Annotated in this window: 13 protein-coding genes; 6 read left to right on the top strand and 7 right to left on the bottom strand. The window is 74.1% G+C overall.

Going from position 1 to position 12,462, the window contains the following annotated elements; genetic code table 11:
• Nucleotides 1-37: 37 nt before the first annotated feature.
• The 6 genes from EDD34_RS13080 to argC all read right to left on the bottom strand — a co-directional run bounded on the left by EDD34_RS13080 (nucleotide 38) and on the right by argC (nucleotide 6,196).
• Nucleotides 38-613, bottom strand: a complete 576-nt coding sequence (locus EDD34_RS13080) for an arginine repressor (protein ID WP_123814966.1) — start codon at nucleotides 611-613, stop codon at nucleotides 38-40.
• Nucleotides 610-1,560, bottom strand: coding sequence for an ornithine carbamoyltransferase (argF, locus tag EDD34_RS13085; RefSeq protein ID WP_123814967.1), 951 nt, complete (start codon nucleotides 1,558-1,560; stop codon nucleotides 610-612). The genes EDD34_RS13080 and argF overlap by 4 nt, the downstream gene beginning before the upstream one ends.
• The gene (locus EDD34_RS13090) at nucleotides 1,557-2,915 is read right to left on the bottom strand and encodes an acetylornithine transaminase (RefSeq protein ID WP_123814968.1); all 1,359 of its coding nucleotides are present in this window, start codon (nucleotides 2,913-2,915) and stop codon (nucleotides 1,557-1,559) included. Before EDD34_RS13090 ends, argF begins: the two co-directional genes overlap by 4 nt.
• Nucleotides 2,912-3,874: an acetylglutamate kinase gene (argB, locus tag EDD34_RS13095; protein ID WP_123814969.1), complete on the bottom strand. Its 963-nt coding sequence runs from the start codon at nucleotides 3,872-3,874 to the stop codon at nucleotides 2,912-2,914. Before argB ends, EDD34_RS13090 begins: the two co-directional genes overlap by 4 nt.
• Complete coding sequence (argJ, locus tag EDD34_RS13100) at nucleotides 3,871-5,052, bottom strand: bifunctional glutamate N-acetyltransferase/amino-acid acetyltransferase ArgJ (RefSeq protein WP_123814970.1); 1,182 nt, start codon at nucleotides 5,050-5,052, stop codon at nucleotides 3,871-3,873. The genes argB and argJ overlap by 4 nt, the downstream gene beginning before the upstream one ends.
• Nucleotides 5,053-5,113: 61 nt before the next feature.
• Complete coding sequence (gene argC / locus EDD34_RS13105; RefSeq protein WP_123814971.1) at nucleotides 5,114-6,196, bottom strand: N-acetyl-gamma-glutamyl-phosphate reductase; 1,083 nt, start codon at nucleotides 6,194-6,196, stop codon at nucleotides 5,114-5,116.
• A 101-nt stretch (nucleotides 6,197-6,297) separates the two neighbouring features.
• Here argC and EDD34_RS13110 point away from each other — a divergent pair, with 101 nt between their 5' ends.
• A complete protein-coding gene (locus EDD34_RS13110; RefSeq protein WP_123814972.1) occupies nucleotides 6,298-7,230 on the top strand; it encodes a cation diffusion facilitator family transporter in 933 nt (310 codons plus the stop codon).
• Between the two features lie 23 nt (nucleotides 7,231-7,253).
• Here the strand turns inward: EDD34_RS13110 and EDD34_RS13115 are convergent, their stop codons facing one another.
• Nucleotides 7,254-7,748, bottom strand: a complete 495-nt coding sequence (locus tag EDD34_RS13115; protein ID WP_123814973.1) for a GNAT family N-acetyltransferase — start codon at nucleotides 7,746-7,748, stop codon at nucleotides 7,254-7,256.
• Nucleotides 7,749-7,915: 167 nt separating this feature from the next.
• Here EDD34_RS13115 and EDD34_RS13120 point away from each other — a divergent pair, with 167 nt between their 5' ends.
• The 5 genes from EDD34_RS13120 (at nucleotide 7,916) to EDD34_RS13140 (ending at nucleotide 12,427) form a co-directional block, all read left to right on the top strand.
• A complete protein-coding gene (locus EDD34_RS13120; RefSeq protein WP_123814974.1) occupies nucleotides 7,916-8,899 on the top strand; it encodes a quinone oxidoreductase family protein in 984 nt (327 codons plus the stop codon).
• Nucleotides 8,900-8,995: 96 nt separating this feature from the next.
• Entirely contained in the window at nucleotides 8,996-9,682 is a 687-nt protein-coding gene (locus tag EDD34_RS13125; protein ID WP_123814975.1) for a DUF2306 domain-containing protein, read from the top strand.
• 14 nt (nucleotides 9,683-9,696) lie between these two features.
• Entirely contained in the window at nucleotides 9,697-10,920 is a 1,224-nt protein-coding gene (locus EDD34_RS13130) for a sensor histidine kinase (RefSeq protein ID WP_170177077.1), read from the top strand.
• Nucleotides 10,917-11,567 (top strand): response regulator transcription factor, encoded by a 651-nt coding sequence (locus EDD34_RS13135; protein ID WP_123814977.1) that lies wholly within the window; start codon nucleotides 10,917-10,919, stop codon nucleotides 11,565-11,567. The genes EDD34_RS13130 and EDD34_RS13135 overlap by 4 nt, the downstream gene beginning before the upstream one ends.
• Before the next feature lie 35 nt (nucleotides 11,568-11,602).
• Entirely contained in the window at nucleotides 11,603-12,427 is an 825-nt protein-coding gene (locus EDD34_RS13140) for a methyltransferase domain-containing protein (RefSeq protein WP_123814978.1), read from the top strand.
• The last annotated feature ends 35 nt before the right edge of the window (nucleotides 12,428-12,462 follow it).

Genomic DNA, 12,462 nt, shown 5'->3' on the forward strand with positions numbered 1-12,462 from the left:
TTGGTTTCGATTCAAGCAGGTGGCCCGGAGAGCCCGGTCAGGCGGACAGGGTGAGCAGGCGCTGGGCCAGCTCGCTGCCGCCGTCGGCGTCCCGGGCGATCACGAGGATGGTGTCGTCCCCGGCGATGGTGCCGAGCACGCCGGGGAACAGGGAGTGGTCGATCGCCGAGGCCAGGTACTGCGCGGCGCCCGGCGGGGTGCGCAGCACCACCTGGTTGCCGGACGCCTCGGCCGAGACCAGGAGCTCGGTGGCCAGGCGTGCCAGCCGGGCGGCCAGGTACTCGGCGTCCTGGTCGGCCTGCACGCTGCGGTCCCCGCCCTCGCCCGGCACGGCGTAGACGAGGGAGCCGTCGGCGCCGCGCACCTTCTCGGCCCGCAGCTCGATGAGGTCGCGGGACAGCGTGCCCTGGGTGACCTTCACGCCGTGGGCCGCGAGCGCCCGGGCCAGGTCGGCCTGGGAGCGGATCGCGGTGTGCGTGATGATGTCCAGGATGCGCGCGTGCCGCGCGGCCTTCGTGGTCGGGACGGTGAGCGTGCCGCCGGGTGTGTCGCCGCCCCAGGACTGCTCGGCGACCGGCCGCCCGTCCGACGACGTTCGTGGGGTGCCGGTCATGAGCGCGCCCCTTCGTCCAGGAGCCAGGCGAGCAGCGCCTTCTGGGCGTGCAACCGGTTCTCGGCCTCGTCCCAGACGACGCTCCGGGCTCCCTCCAGGACCTCCGCGGTGATCTCCTTGCCGCGGTAGGCCGGCAGGCAGTGGAGCACGATCGCGTCCGGGGCGGCCCCGGCGAGCAGGCCGGCGTTCACCTGATACGGCTCGAAGACCGTCTCGCGCCCGGCGGCGTCGTCGCCCATGGACACCCACGTGTCCGTCGCGACGACGTCGGCCCCGGCCACCGCTTCGGCCGGGTCGGTGACCGAGACGACCGAGCCGCCCGTGGCCCCGGCGATCCGCGCGGCGCGGGCGAGCACCTCGGCGTCGGGCTGGAATCCCCCGGGCCCGGCGACGCGCACGTGCAGGCCGGCCGTCGCGCCGCCCAGCAGGTAGGAGGCGGCCATGTTGTTGCCCGCGTCGCCCACGTACGCGAGCGTCGTGCCGGGCAGCGCGGCCACTCCCCCGCGATGCTGCGCGATCGTGACCAGGTCGGCCAGGATCTGGCACGGGTGGTAGTCGTCGGTGAGGGCGTTGACGACGGGAACACCCGCGTACGCCGCCATCGTGCGAAGGCGGTCCTGTTCGTAGGTGCGCCACACGATCGCGGCGACCTGCCGGCCCAGCACACGCGCCGTGTCCTCGACGGACTCCCGCTTGCCGATCTGCGCCAGGTTGCCGTCCACCACGATCGGGTACCCGCCGAGATCCGCTATCGCGCCCGCGAACGAGAGCTGGGTGCGCAGCGTCGGCTTGTCCGTGATGAAGGCGACGGCACCCGGCGCGTCCCGGCGGCCGTCCAGGGGGCGTCGGGCGAGCCGGTCGGCACGCAGCGCCATGGCGAGGTCGAGGACCTCGCGCTGCTCCGCGGGCGTGAGGTCGTCGTCGGCCAGGAAGTGGCGGACGGTCATGAGGCCTCCTCGGTCTCCTCGGCCCAGGAGGCGGGCAGGGCCGCGAAGAACGCGGCAGCCTCACGGGCCTGATCGGCGGTCAGGATGAGCGGCGGGGCCAGACGGACGGCATCGGGCGCGACGGCGTTCACGATGAACCCCGCCTCCAGAGCCCGGGCGACCACCCGCGCAGCCACGGGCGCGGCGAACTGTACCGCGAGCAGGAGCCCACGGCCCCGCACCCCCGAGACCAGCGGACTGCCGCTGCCCTCGATCTCGCGGCGCAGCAGCTCACCGGTCTCGCGCACCTGCGTGAGCAGGGCGTCCCGCTCGATCACACCGAGCGTCGCCAGCCCTGCCGCCGAGGCGACCGGGTTGCCGCCGAACGTCGAGCCGTGCTGGCCCCGCCCGAGCAGCCGTGCGGACTCCTCGCCGAACGCGATCACCGCGCCCACCGGGAAGCCACCGCCCAGGCCCTTCGCGAGCGTCACGACATCAGGCAGCACGTCCGCGCCGGGCGTACCGGCACCGGCACCCGCCGGGCCCAGGGCATCCGGGTGCTGGAAGGCGAACCACTCGCCGGTGCGTCCGATACCGGTCTGCACCTCGTCCAGCACGAGCAGCGCCCCGTGCTCCCGGGTGAGCCGGCGCGCGAGCGCCAGGTACCCCGGCGGCAGCGGACGCACACCCGCCTCGCCCTGCAGCGGCTCCGCGACGAACGCCGCCACCTCACCCCGCTCCGCGACCACATCCGGGGAGAACGCCGCCTCCAGCGCCGCCGCGTCCCCGAACGGCAGGTGCTCGACGCCACCGGGGAGCGGCTCGAACGGCTCCCGGTAGGCACGCTTGTGCGTGAGCGCCAGAGCGCCCATCGACCGCCCGTGGAATCCACCCTCCAGCGCGAGGACCCGCGTGCGGCAGCCACCACCCGACGACGCCGGCACCCGCCGCGTCATCTTGAACGCCGCCTCCAGCGCCTCCGTCCCCGAGTTGGTGAAGAAGACGCGCGACCCCGCGGGCGCACCGGCCAGCGCCAGCAGCCGCTCGGCCAGCGCGATCTGCGTCGGCGTCCCGAAGAAGTTCGACGTGTGCCCGAGCGTGCCCAGCTGCGCGCTGATCGCCGCGGTCAGCGTCGGATGCGCGTGCCCCAGCGCGTTCACCGCGATCCCCGCCAGCAGGTCCAGGTACCGCTTCCCGTCCGCGTCCCAGACGTACGCGCCCTCGCCACGCACCAGGACCCGCTGCGGCGGACCGAACGTGTCCATCACCGCGCCCACGTAACGCTCCGTCCAGGCCGCGCCCGTCGCCTCGCCCGGCTCCACCGGACCCCGCGAGCCCGGCCGCGCGGCGACACCCGCCGTCGTCAGATCCTTCATTCCGACACCACCGCCGACCCCTCCTCGCGCCGCACTGCCTGCGAGACCTCGCCCGACGGCACCACCATCGTGCCGTTCCCGCGGGCCGTGAAGACCTCCAGCAGCACGCTGTGCGGCTGCCTCCCGTCGATCACCGTCGCGCGCGGCACACCGCCGTCGACCGCCCGCAGGCACGCCTCCATCTTCGGGATCATCCCCGACGCCAGGCTCGGCAGCAGAGCCCGCAGCTGCGAGGCCGTGATCTGCTCCACCAGGGAGTCCTTGTCCGGCCACGCCGTGTACAGGCCCTCCACGTCCGTCAGCACGATCAGCTTCTTCGCGCCCAGCGCCACCGCGAGGGCGCTCGCCGCCGTGTCGGCGTTGACGTTGAGCACCTGCGTGGGATCCGTGACATCGGGCGCGATGGTGGAGACCACGGGGATGCGGCCCGCATCCAGCAGGTCCCGGACCGCGCGCGGGTCCACCTGCACGACGTCACCCACCAGGCCGACGTCGACGGGCTCGCCGTCGACCGTCGCGTGCCGCCGTGCCGCGCCGAGCAGGCCACCGTCCTCGCCGCTCAGGCCCACGGCGTTCGGGCCGTGCGCGTTGATGAGGCCGACCAGCTCGCGCGAGACCTGGCCGGTGAGCACCATGCGCACCACCTCCATGGTCTCGGGGGTGGTGACGCGCAGGCCGCCCTGGAACTCGGACACGATGCCGAGGCGTTCCAGCATCGCGTTGATCTGCGGGCCACCGCCGTGCACGACGACGGGCTTCAGGCCCACCTGGCGCAGGAACACCATGTCCTGCGCGAATGCCGCCTTGAGGTCGTCGCGCACCATGGCGTTGCCGCCGTACTTGATCACGACCAGCGCGCCGGCGAACTCCTGCAGCCACGGCAGCGCCTCGACCAGGACCTCGGCCTTCTGATCCGCGGTCAGGGAGGCGAGGACCGCGCTGTTCGGGGAACCGGTCATGACGTGTACGCGCTGTTCTCTTCGACGTAGGCGTGCGTGAGGTCGTTGGTCCAGAGGGTGGCGTCGGCGTCGCCGGCGTGCAGGTCGATGTCGATCGCGGCCTCCCGGGACGAGGCCAGGTCGACCTTGTCCGGTGACTCGTGGGCGCCACCCGCTTGGCACACTTTTACGGAGTTGACGTAGATGTCGAGCATCTCGGGGTCGAAGGGGGCGACCTCCTCGGGCACCGTGCCGACCTGTGCCAGGATGCGGCCCCAGTTGGGGTCGTTGCCGAAGATCGCCGCCTTGACCAGGTTGGAGCGCGACACCGCCCGTGCGACGGCGAGCGCCGCATCCTCGGTGGTCGCGTTCTTCACCGTGATGGCGATGTCGTGGGTGGCGCCCTCGGCGTCGGCGAGGAGCTGTCGGACGAGGTCCGCGCAGACCTCGCGGACCGCGGCCGCGAACTCGTCACGTCCCGGCGCGACGCCGGACGCCCCGGACGCCATGAGGACGACGGTGTCCGACGTCGACTGGCAGCCGTCGGAATCCACGCGGTCGAAGGTGGTGCGGGTGGCCGCCCGGAGCACGGCGTCGGCCTCCTCGTGGGGGACGACGGCGTCCGTGGTGATCACGCACAGCATCGTGGCCAGCGCCGGCGCGAGCATGCCCGCACCCTTGGCCATGCCGCCGACCGTCACCACGCCGTCCGGGGTCTCCACGGTGCGGGTGGCCGTCTTGGCCACGGTGTCGGTGGTCATGATCGCGGCCGCGGCGGCCTGCCCGGCGGCCGGATCGTGCGACAGGGCGGCCGTCACGACGGGGACGCCGGCGAGCAGCTTCTCACGCGCCAGCCGCACGCCGATGACGCCGGTCGAGGCGACGAGCACGTCGATCGCTCCGATGCCCAGACCGTCGGCGACCGCCTCGGCGGTGGCATGCGCGTCCTGGAACCCGCCCGGCCCGGTGCAGACGTTGGCGGAGCCCGAGTTGAGCACGACGGCGCGCGCCGCGCCGTCCTTGACCGCCTGGCGCGACCACATGACGGGGGCGCCGACCACGCGGTTCGACGTGAAGACGGCGGCGGCGTCGAACCGCGGTCCGTCGTTCACGACCAGTGCGAGGTCCGGCTTGCCGGACGCCTTGAGTCCGGCCGTGATGCCGGCGGCCCGGAAACCCTGGGCGGCGGTGACGCTCACTGTGCTCCTCCTGTCGTGGCGGTACCGGGGTCGATGTGCCGGGCCGGCCGGCGCCGGGCGTTCACGGCGCGACTCCTTCGACGCCCAGGCCGCTGGTCTCCGGCAGGCCGAGTGCGATGTTCATGGCCTGGACGGCCTGCCCGGCGGTGCCCTTGACGAGGTTGTCGATGGCGGTCACGGTGACGACGCGGCCCGCGGCCTCGTCCACGGCGACCTGGATCAGGGCCGTGTTGGCTCCCTGGGTCATGGCGGTGCTGGGCCACTGGCCCTCCGGCAGGACGTGGACGAAGGGTTCGTCCGCGTACGCCTCGACCCATGCCTGGCGGACCGCGCCCGCCGCGGTGCCGGTCCCGGAGCCACCCGCCAGCGGTGCGGTGACCGTGGCGAGGATGCCGCGCGACATCGGGACGAGGGTGGGAGTGAAGCTGAGGCGGACTCCGGGCGCGCCGGCGGTACGCAGGTTCTGCGCGATCTCCGGGATGTGCCGGTGCGTCCCGCCGACGGCGTAGGGCCGGGCGGAGCCGAGCCCTTCGCTCGCCAGGAGGTGCGGCTTGAGGCTCTTGCCGGCACCGGAGTATCCGTTGGCCAGGACGGCGACGACGTCCGACGGGTCGATCAGGCCGGCCGCGACGCCAGGTTGCAGGCCGAGCGTCACCGCCGTGACGTTGCACCCGGGGACCGCGATCCGGGTCGCGCCCGCGAGGCGGTCGCGCTGCCTGGCGACGCCGGCTCCCCCGGCGCCCTCCGCGACGATGAGCTCCGGCAGGCCGTACGGCCAGGAGCCGGCGTGCTCGCTGCCGTAGAACGTCCGCCACGCCTCGGCGTCGGTCAGGCGGTGATCCGCACCGAGGTCCAGGACGAGCGTGTCTCCCGGCAACTGCGCCGCGACGGCTCCCGAGGCGCCGTGCGGCAGGGCGAGCACCACGACGTCGTGCCCGGCGAGAGCCTCGGGCGTGGTGGGCTCGATGACGCGGTGCGCGAGCGAGCGCAGGTGGGGCTGGTGCTCGCCGAGGGCCGTGCCGGCCGAGGTGTGCGCGGTCACCGCACCCACCTCGACGCGCGGGTGGGCCGCGAGGAGCCGCAGCATCTCGCCGCCCGCATACCCGGAAGCGCCCGCGACGGCGACGCGGATCGTGGAAGACATATTCGGGAGTCTACATAGTTATTCGACCACCCTCAACCACCCTGTGGACAACGAGGCCCTCGGGTAGCCAGAGGGGGGTGCGGTGTCCGAGGATGCTCACGATGACCGATCACGCACACGATCACGCACACGCCGGCGATCCCGCCGCGCCGGGCCACCGGCGCCGGCTCGCGGTCGCCTTCGGCGTCGGCGCGGCCGTCCTCGTCGCCCAGGCCGTCGGCGCCTGGATCACCGGCAGCCTCGCGCTGCTCGTCGACACCGCGCACGTGCTGACCGACGTCGCCGGCCTCGGGATCGCGCTGGTCGCCGCCACGCTCGCCCTGCGTCCGCCCACCCCGCAGCGAACGTGGGGCTTCCGCCGTGCCGAGGTGCTCGCCGCCGGCGCCCAGGCCGCCGTGCTGCTCGCCGTCGGTGTCTACGCGCTGGTGGAGGGCGTGCTGCGGCTCTTCGAGCCCGACGAGGTACCAGGGATCGAGCTGCTGGTCTTCGGGGTCGTGGGGCTCGCGGGGAACCTCGTGGGGCTGGCGGTGCTGGCCGGGGCGCGATCGGCGTCGTTCAACCTCCGCGCCGCGTTCCTGGAGGTACTGAACGACGCCCTGGGCTCCGTCGGCGTCATCGTGGCGGCCGTGGTGATCGCCACCACTGGCTGGCAGCGGGCCGATGCCCTGGCGGGCCTCGCCATCGCCGCGCTCATCCTGCCGCGGGCGGTGCGGCTCCTGCTCGAGACCGGCTCCGTGCTCCTGGAGTCCGCGCCACCGGGGCTCGACCTCGGGGCGGTGCGGGCGCGCCTGCTCGCCGTGGACCACGTGGCGGAGGTGCACGACCTGCACGCCTCGCTCGTCGCCACGGGCCTGCCGACGCTGTCGGCCCACGTCGTCGTGCACGATGCCTGCTTCCGGGACGGCTGCGCGCCCCAGGTCCTGGACGCGCTGCAGCAGTGCGTCGCCACCGAGTTCGCGGTGAGCGTCGAGCACTCGACCTTCCAGCTCGAGCCCGCAGGGCACATCGGCCACGAGACCTCGCGGCACGCATGACCGCGGCCCGGGCCGGGCGCGGATCAGCCGAGCGGCAGGAACATCACGTGCAGGCCGACCTCACCGTGCGCGGGTGAGCGGAAGGCGCCCGGAACCGTCCCGACGATCTCGAACCCGAGCGTCCGCCACAGGTGCACCGCCGGCCCGTTCGACTCGACCACCGCGTTGAACTGGATGCCCCGGAACCCCCGCGCCCGGTGCCAGGCGATCACGTGCTCGCCCAGCGCACGGGCGACGCCACGGCCGCGGGCCGCCTCGGCCACCATGAACGAGGCCGTGCCGATGTGGTCACCGTGGCCCGGACGGTTCGGCCCCATCTTGGCGGTACCGAGGATCTCGCCGTCCTCCTCCAGCACGACGACGGCGCCGGGCGGAGGCTCCAGCCAGTAGCCGCGCGCCTGCTCCTCGGTGAGGTCGGTCGGGTAGACGTACGTCTCACCCTCGCGGCACACGGCCTCCACGATCGGCCAGACCGCGGGCCAGTCCGCTTCGGTCAGCGGTCGGATGGTGCGGGTCACGGACCACACGGTACCCGTCGCCGGCGCCCGCACCGGCCGCCGTCGTCGTCGAGCGATGTCGTCGAGCGTGCGGCCTCGAGCGTGCGGCGTCGAGGGGTGGCGTCGAACGGCCGTCTCGAACGGCGGTGTCGTCGAGCGTGCGGCCCAGGGCGTCGTAGGGTCGCAGCATGCGTGCAGTCATGGCCCGTGAAGCGGGCGGTCCAGAGGTCCTGACCTACGACGAGGTTCCCGACCCCACGCCCGGACCGGACCAGATCCTGGTCCGCGTGGCGGCGGCCGGCGTGAACTTCATCGACACGTACCGTCGCTCCGGTACGTATCCCATGGAGTTCCCGCACGTCGTCGGATCCGAGGGAGCCGGAGTCGTCGAGGCGGTCGGCAAGGACGCGGGCGGTTTCGCCGTCGGTGACAGGGTCGCGTGGGCGGAGGCTCCCGGGTCCTACGGGGAACTCGCCGTCGTCGACGCCGCGCAGGCGATCCCGGTGCCCGCCGGCCTCGACCTGGAGACCGCCGCGGCGCTCCCCCTGCAGGGCATGACCGCGCACTACCTCGTCGCCTCGACGTTCGAGGTCGGCCCGGGGCACGACGTGCTGCTGCACGCGGGAGCGGGCGGCGTCGGGCTGCTGGCGACGCAGCTCGCCGTGGCGCGCGGCGGGCGCGTCATCTCGACGGTCTCGACGCCCGAGAAGGCCGCGCTGTCGGCCGGGGCGGGGGCCGCGCACACGATCGACTACGCCGCGATGACCGACGTCACGACCGAACTGCCCGCCGTCGTCCGGGACCTGACGGACGGCGCGGGGGTGCATGTCGTGTACGACGGCGTCGGCCGGGCGACCTTCGACGCCTCGCTGGACTCGCTCCGGCGGCGCGGCATGCTCGTGCTGTTCGGCGGGGCGTCCGGGCAGGTGCCTCCGTTCGACCCGCAGCTCCTGAGCCAGAAGGGCTCGCTGTACCTCACCCGGCCCCGTCTCGGGCACTACCTGGCGACACGCGGCGAGCTCGAGTGGCGCGCGGCCGAGGTGCTGGGGGCGGCCGCGTCCGGCGAGCTCGACGTACGGGTCGGGGCGCGGTTCCCGCTCTCGGACGCCGCCGAGGCGCACCGCGCGCTCGAGGGCCGCGCGACGACGGGCAAGGTCCTGCTGCTGCCGTGACGAGCTGACGGCGCGGCCCGGTATCGGCCATCAGGCCGGTCAGGTCCGACCGGATGACCGATACCGGGCCAGCCCGCGCCGGCGAAGACTCGGGGCATGCCCCTCACGACCGCCCGCCGGACCGTCCGCCCCCGATCACGCCCCGCCGACTGGCTCATCCCGTCCGGTCTGATGCTGCTGTCCCTCGTGCCGGCCCTCGGCGGCGCCTCGCGCCTGGCCGAACTCGCCGGCCACCCCGCCGTCACCGAGGAGAACGCGCGGTTCGTCGAGGCCCCGGCGCCCGTCCTCGTCCACATCGTGGCCGTCACGGTCTACTCCTTGCTGGGCGCGCTGCAGTTCTCCCCCGGCTTCCGGAGCCGGCGCAACGGCTGGCACCGGGCCGCCGGTACCGTCCTGGTGCCGGCCGGGCTGGCGACCGCGCTGTCGGGCCTGTGGATGACGGCGTTCTACGACCTGCCCGCCAAGGACACGGCAGTGGTCAACGGTGTCCGCTACGTGGTCGGGAGCGTCATGGTGACCGGGCTGGTCCTGGCCGTCCGCGCGCTGCTGCGGCACGACTACGCCACGCACGGCGCCTGGATGACCCGCGCCTACGCCCTGGCGATGGGCGCCGGAACCCAGGCCCTGCTGCTCGGCCCCTGGCTCGTCGTCGCGAGACCCCAACCGGACGATCCCGCGACGCCGGTCGTCAACACGGTCCTGATGACCCTCGCCTGGGCCGTCAACGCCGTCGTGGCCGAATGGCTCATCCGCCGTCGCCGGCCCGGGCGGGTCTCCCGATGACTACCATCGCCGGTATGCGGACCGCGGACGGGCAGGCGCTCCGGCGCCCGTTCGGCGCCGCCCTGCGACGAACCGCGGCACCAGGAGCCACGGCGCCCGCGCGACGCGACTGGATCATCGTGGGTGCGGCGGGGGCCGGTGTCGTCGTCGAGACCGCGCTCCGCCAGGACCTGGCCTGGCCGGTGGCCTCGGCACTGGCCGCCCTCGCGGTTCTCGCGGCCCTCCCGTGGCGACGCGTGCGCCCGTTCGCCGTGGTCGCCTGGACGTTCGGGATCGGCGCGGCGCACGACCTCGCCGACATCGTGGCGGGGCACGGATCCACCGGACTGTACTCCGCGGCGGTCGCGGTCCTCGCGCCGTACGCGCTCTTCCGCTGGGGCTCGGGCCGCGCGATCCTGGCGGGCGGGCCCTTGATCGCCGGCGGCTTCGCCCTGTCGGTCGTCGCCGGCGTGGGCGGTGTCGACGACGCGATCGGAGGCGCCACGGTGATCGTCCTCGTCGCGCTCATCGGCGAGGTGGCACGCCAGCGGTCGACGGCGCGAGCTCGCGAGCTGGACCGCGTCCGGGCACGCGAGCGCGAGGCCGTGGCCCGCGACCTGCACGACACCGTCGCCCATCATCTGTCCGCCGTCGCCGTGCGGGCACAGGCGGGGCAGGTCAGCGCGGCCGCAGAGAGCGGCGGGGCCGACGGCCACGCCGCGGCGGTCGAAGCACTCCGTCTCGTGGAGGCCGAGGCGCGCCGCGCCCTCGCGGAGATGCGATCCCTGGTCGGCGTGCTCCGCAGCGAGACGCCCCAGGAGCTGACCCGCGGCCTGGACCGCCTCCAGGACCTGGCCGACCCCGGCCCGCCCCCGGTGCGCCTGGACGTGGCCGACGACGTCGAACCCCTCCCGGCTGCCACCAGCACCGCCGTCGTCCGCATCGCCCAGGAGGCCGTCGCCAACGCCCGGCGCCACGCACGCGGCGCCACGGGCATCGCCGTCACGCTGAAGCGCCGCGAAGGGGCCCTGGACCTGGTCGTGCACGACGACGGTACGTCCGCGCCGCACGCCTGGCGCGGACCCGGCCACGAGCCGTCGTCGGACGCGGGATTCGGGCTGACCGGGATGAACGAGCGGGCACGCGCCCTCGGTGGAACGCTCGCGGCCGGGCCCGACGACGTGCGCGGCTGGACCGTGCACGCCGTACTTCCCGTCCCGGCGACGCCGCACGAAAGCCGCGGCACGGAGGCCCGATGACGATCCGCGTACTGGTGGCCGACGACCAGGAGATCGTGCGCACCGGCCTGTGCACGATCCTGAACGCGCAGCCGGGCATCGAGGTCGTCGCGGACGTCGCGGACGGGGCGCAAGCGGTGAGCGAGGCGCGCCGGCTGCTCCCGGACGTCTGCCTCCTCGACATCCGCATGCCGGTACTCGACGGGGTCTCGGCGACCCGGATACTCGCGGGACCGGACGTCGCCGACCCTCTGGCGGTCGTGGTCATCACCACGTTCGACCTGGACGAGAACGTCCACGCCGCCCTGCGCGCGGGGGCGCGCGGATTCCTGCTCAAGGACGGCGGACCCGCCCTGCTCTCGCAGGCCGTGCACGCCGCGGCCGCCGGCGACGCGCTGATCGACCCGGCGGTCACGGTGCGGCTGCTCGCACACTTCGCCCAGGCCGCTCCCGGACCGGCCCCGCCACCGCCGGCGGCGCCACTGACCGGGCGTGAGCGGTCGGTGCTGCGTCTGGTCGCCACGGGCAGCACCAACGCCGAGATCTGCGACGACCTGCACCTCGGGCTCAGCACCGTCAAGACGCACCTGGCGGCGATCATGACGAAGACCGGAACACGCAACCGGGTCGAAGTGGCGCGCTGGGCGTACGAGCACGGTATATCTTGATGTCAAGATAGTTGACGTCGAGCGAGAGGGTTCTCATGGCCGACTGGTCCCCCACCCGGTACCTGCAGTTCACCGATGAGCGGTCGCGGTCGTTCCGCGACCTGATCGCCCACGTCGCCGAACTGCCGGCCTTTCGCGACACGGCGCCGTCCGACGTCGTCGACCTGGGGTGCGGGCCGGGACACCTGTCCGGCGTGCTGCGGTCCCGCTGGCCGGAGGCGGCCGTGACGGGCGTCGACTCCTCGCCCGCGATGATCGCGCGAGCACGGGAACACGATCCCGGGGCCACCTACCTCGAGGGCGACATCGGCGACTACGCGGCCGGGCGCCTGGAGGTGACCGGTGCCGACGCCGTGGTGAGCAACGCCGCGCTGCAATGGGTGCCCGAGCACCGGAAACTCCTGCCCGCGCTCCGCGACACCGCACGCCGGGTGTTCGCGTTCCAGGTGCCCGGCAACCACGACGCGCCGTCACACCTGCTGCTGCGTGAGGTCGCCGCACGCGAGCCGTACGCCTCCGCCCTGGGCGCGCCGGTGGCCCGCCGTGCCACCGAGGACCCCCTGGGCTACCTCGACCTGCTCGCGGGGCCGGGCTGGACCCTCGACGCGTGGGAGACCACCTACACCCACCTCCTCCAGGGGCCGGATCCGGTGCTGCGCTGGATCAGCGCCACCGGCGCCCAGCCGACGCTCCACGCGCTCCACGACGTGGACCCCGCGCTCCGGGAGCGGTTCGAGGAAGAGTACGGCGCCGCGCTGCGCGAGGCCTACCCCGACCGGCCCTACGGGACCCCGCTGGCGTTCCGCAGGGTGTTCGTGGTCGCCTCGCGCGACCCCGGGGCCGTGGCGGACGGGCGTTGAGGCTGGCAGCCCCGGCAAGCGCTGCCTAGGCTGGC

Source organism: Myceligenerans xiligouense (assembly GCF_003814695.1).
Taxonomy (GTDB): Bacteria; Actinomycetota; Actinomycetes; order Actinomycetales; family Cellulomonadaceae; genus Myceligenerans; species Myceligenerans xiligouense.

Bases quoted from the DNA above. Each gene is read 5' to 3' on its own strand.
- EDD34_RS13080 (WP_123814966.1), bottom strand. From the start codon at position 613: ATGACCGGCACCCCACGAACGTCGTCGGACGGGCGGCCGGTCGCCGAG.
- argF (WP_123814967.1), bottom strand. From the start codon at position 1,560: ATGACCGTCCGCCACTTCCTGGCCGACGACGACCTCACGCCCGCGGAG.
- EDD34_RS13090 (WP_123814968.1), bottom strand. From the start codon at position 2,915: ATGAAGGATCTGACGACGGCGGGTGTCGCCGCGCGGCCGGGCTCGCGG.
- argB (WP_123814969.1), bottom strand. From the start codon at position 3,874: ATGACCGGTTCCCCGAACAGCGCGGTCCTCGCCTCCCTGACCGCGGAT.
- argC (WP_123814971.1), bottom strand. From the start codon at position 6,196: ATGTCTTCCACGATCCGCGTCGCCGTCGCGGGCGCTTCCGGGTATGCG.
- EDD34_RS13110 (WP_123814972.1), top strand. From the start codon at position 6,298: ATGACCGATCACGCACACGATCACGCACACGCCGGCGATCCCGCCGCG.
- EDD34_RS13120 (WP_123814974.1), top strand. From the start codon at position 7,916: ATGCGTGCAGTCATGGCCCGTGAAGCGGGCGGTCCAGAGGTCCTGACC.
- EDD34_RS13125 (WP_123814975.1), top strand. From the start codon at position 8,996: ATGCCCCTCACGACCGCCCGCCGGACCGTCCGCCCCCGATCACGCCCC.
- EDD34_RS13130 (WP_170177077.1), top strand. From the start codon at position 9,697: ATGCGGACCGCGGACGGGCAGGCGCTCCGGCGCCCGTTCGGCGCCGCC.
- EDD34_RS13135 (WP_123814977.1), top strand. From the start codon at position 10,917: ATGACGATCCGCGTACTGGTGGCCGACGACCAGGAGATCGTGCGCACC.
- EDD34_RS13140 (WP_123814978.1), top strand. From the start codon at position 11,603: ATGGCCGACTGGTCCCCCACCCGGTACCTGCAGTTCACCGATGAGCGG.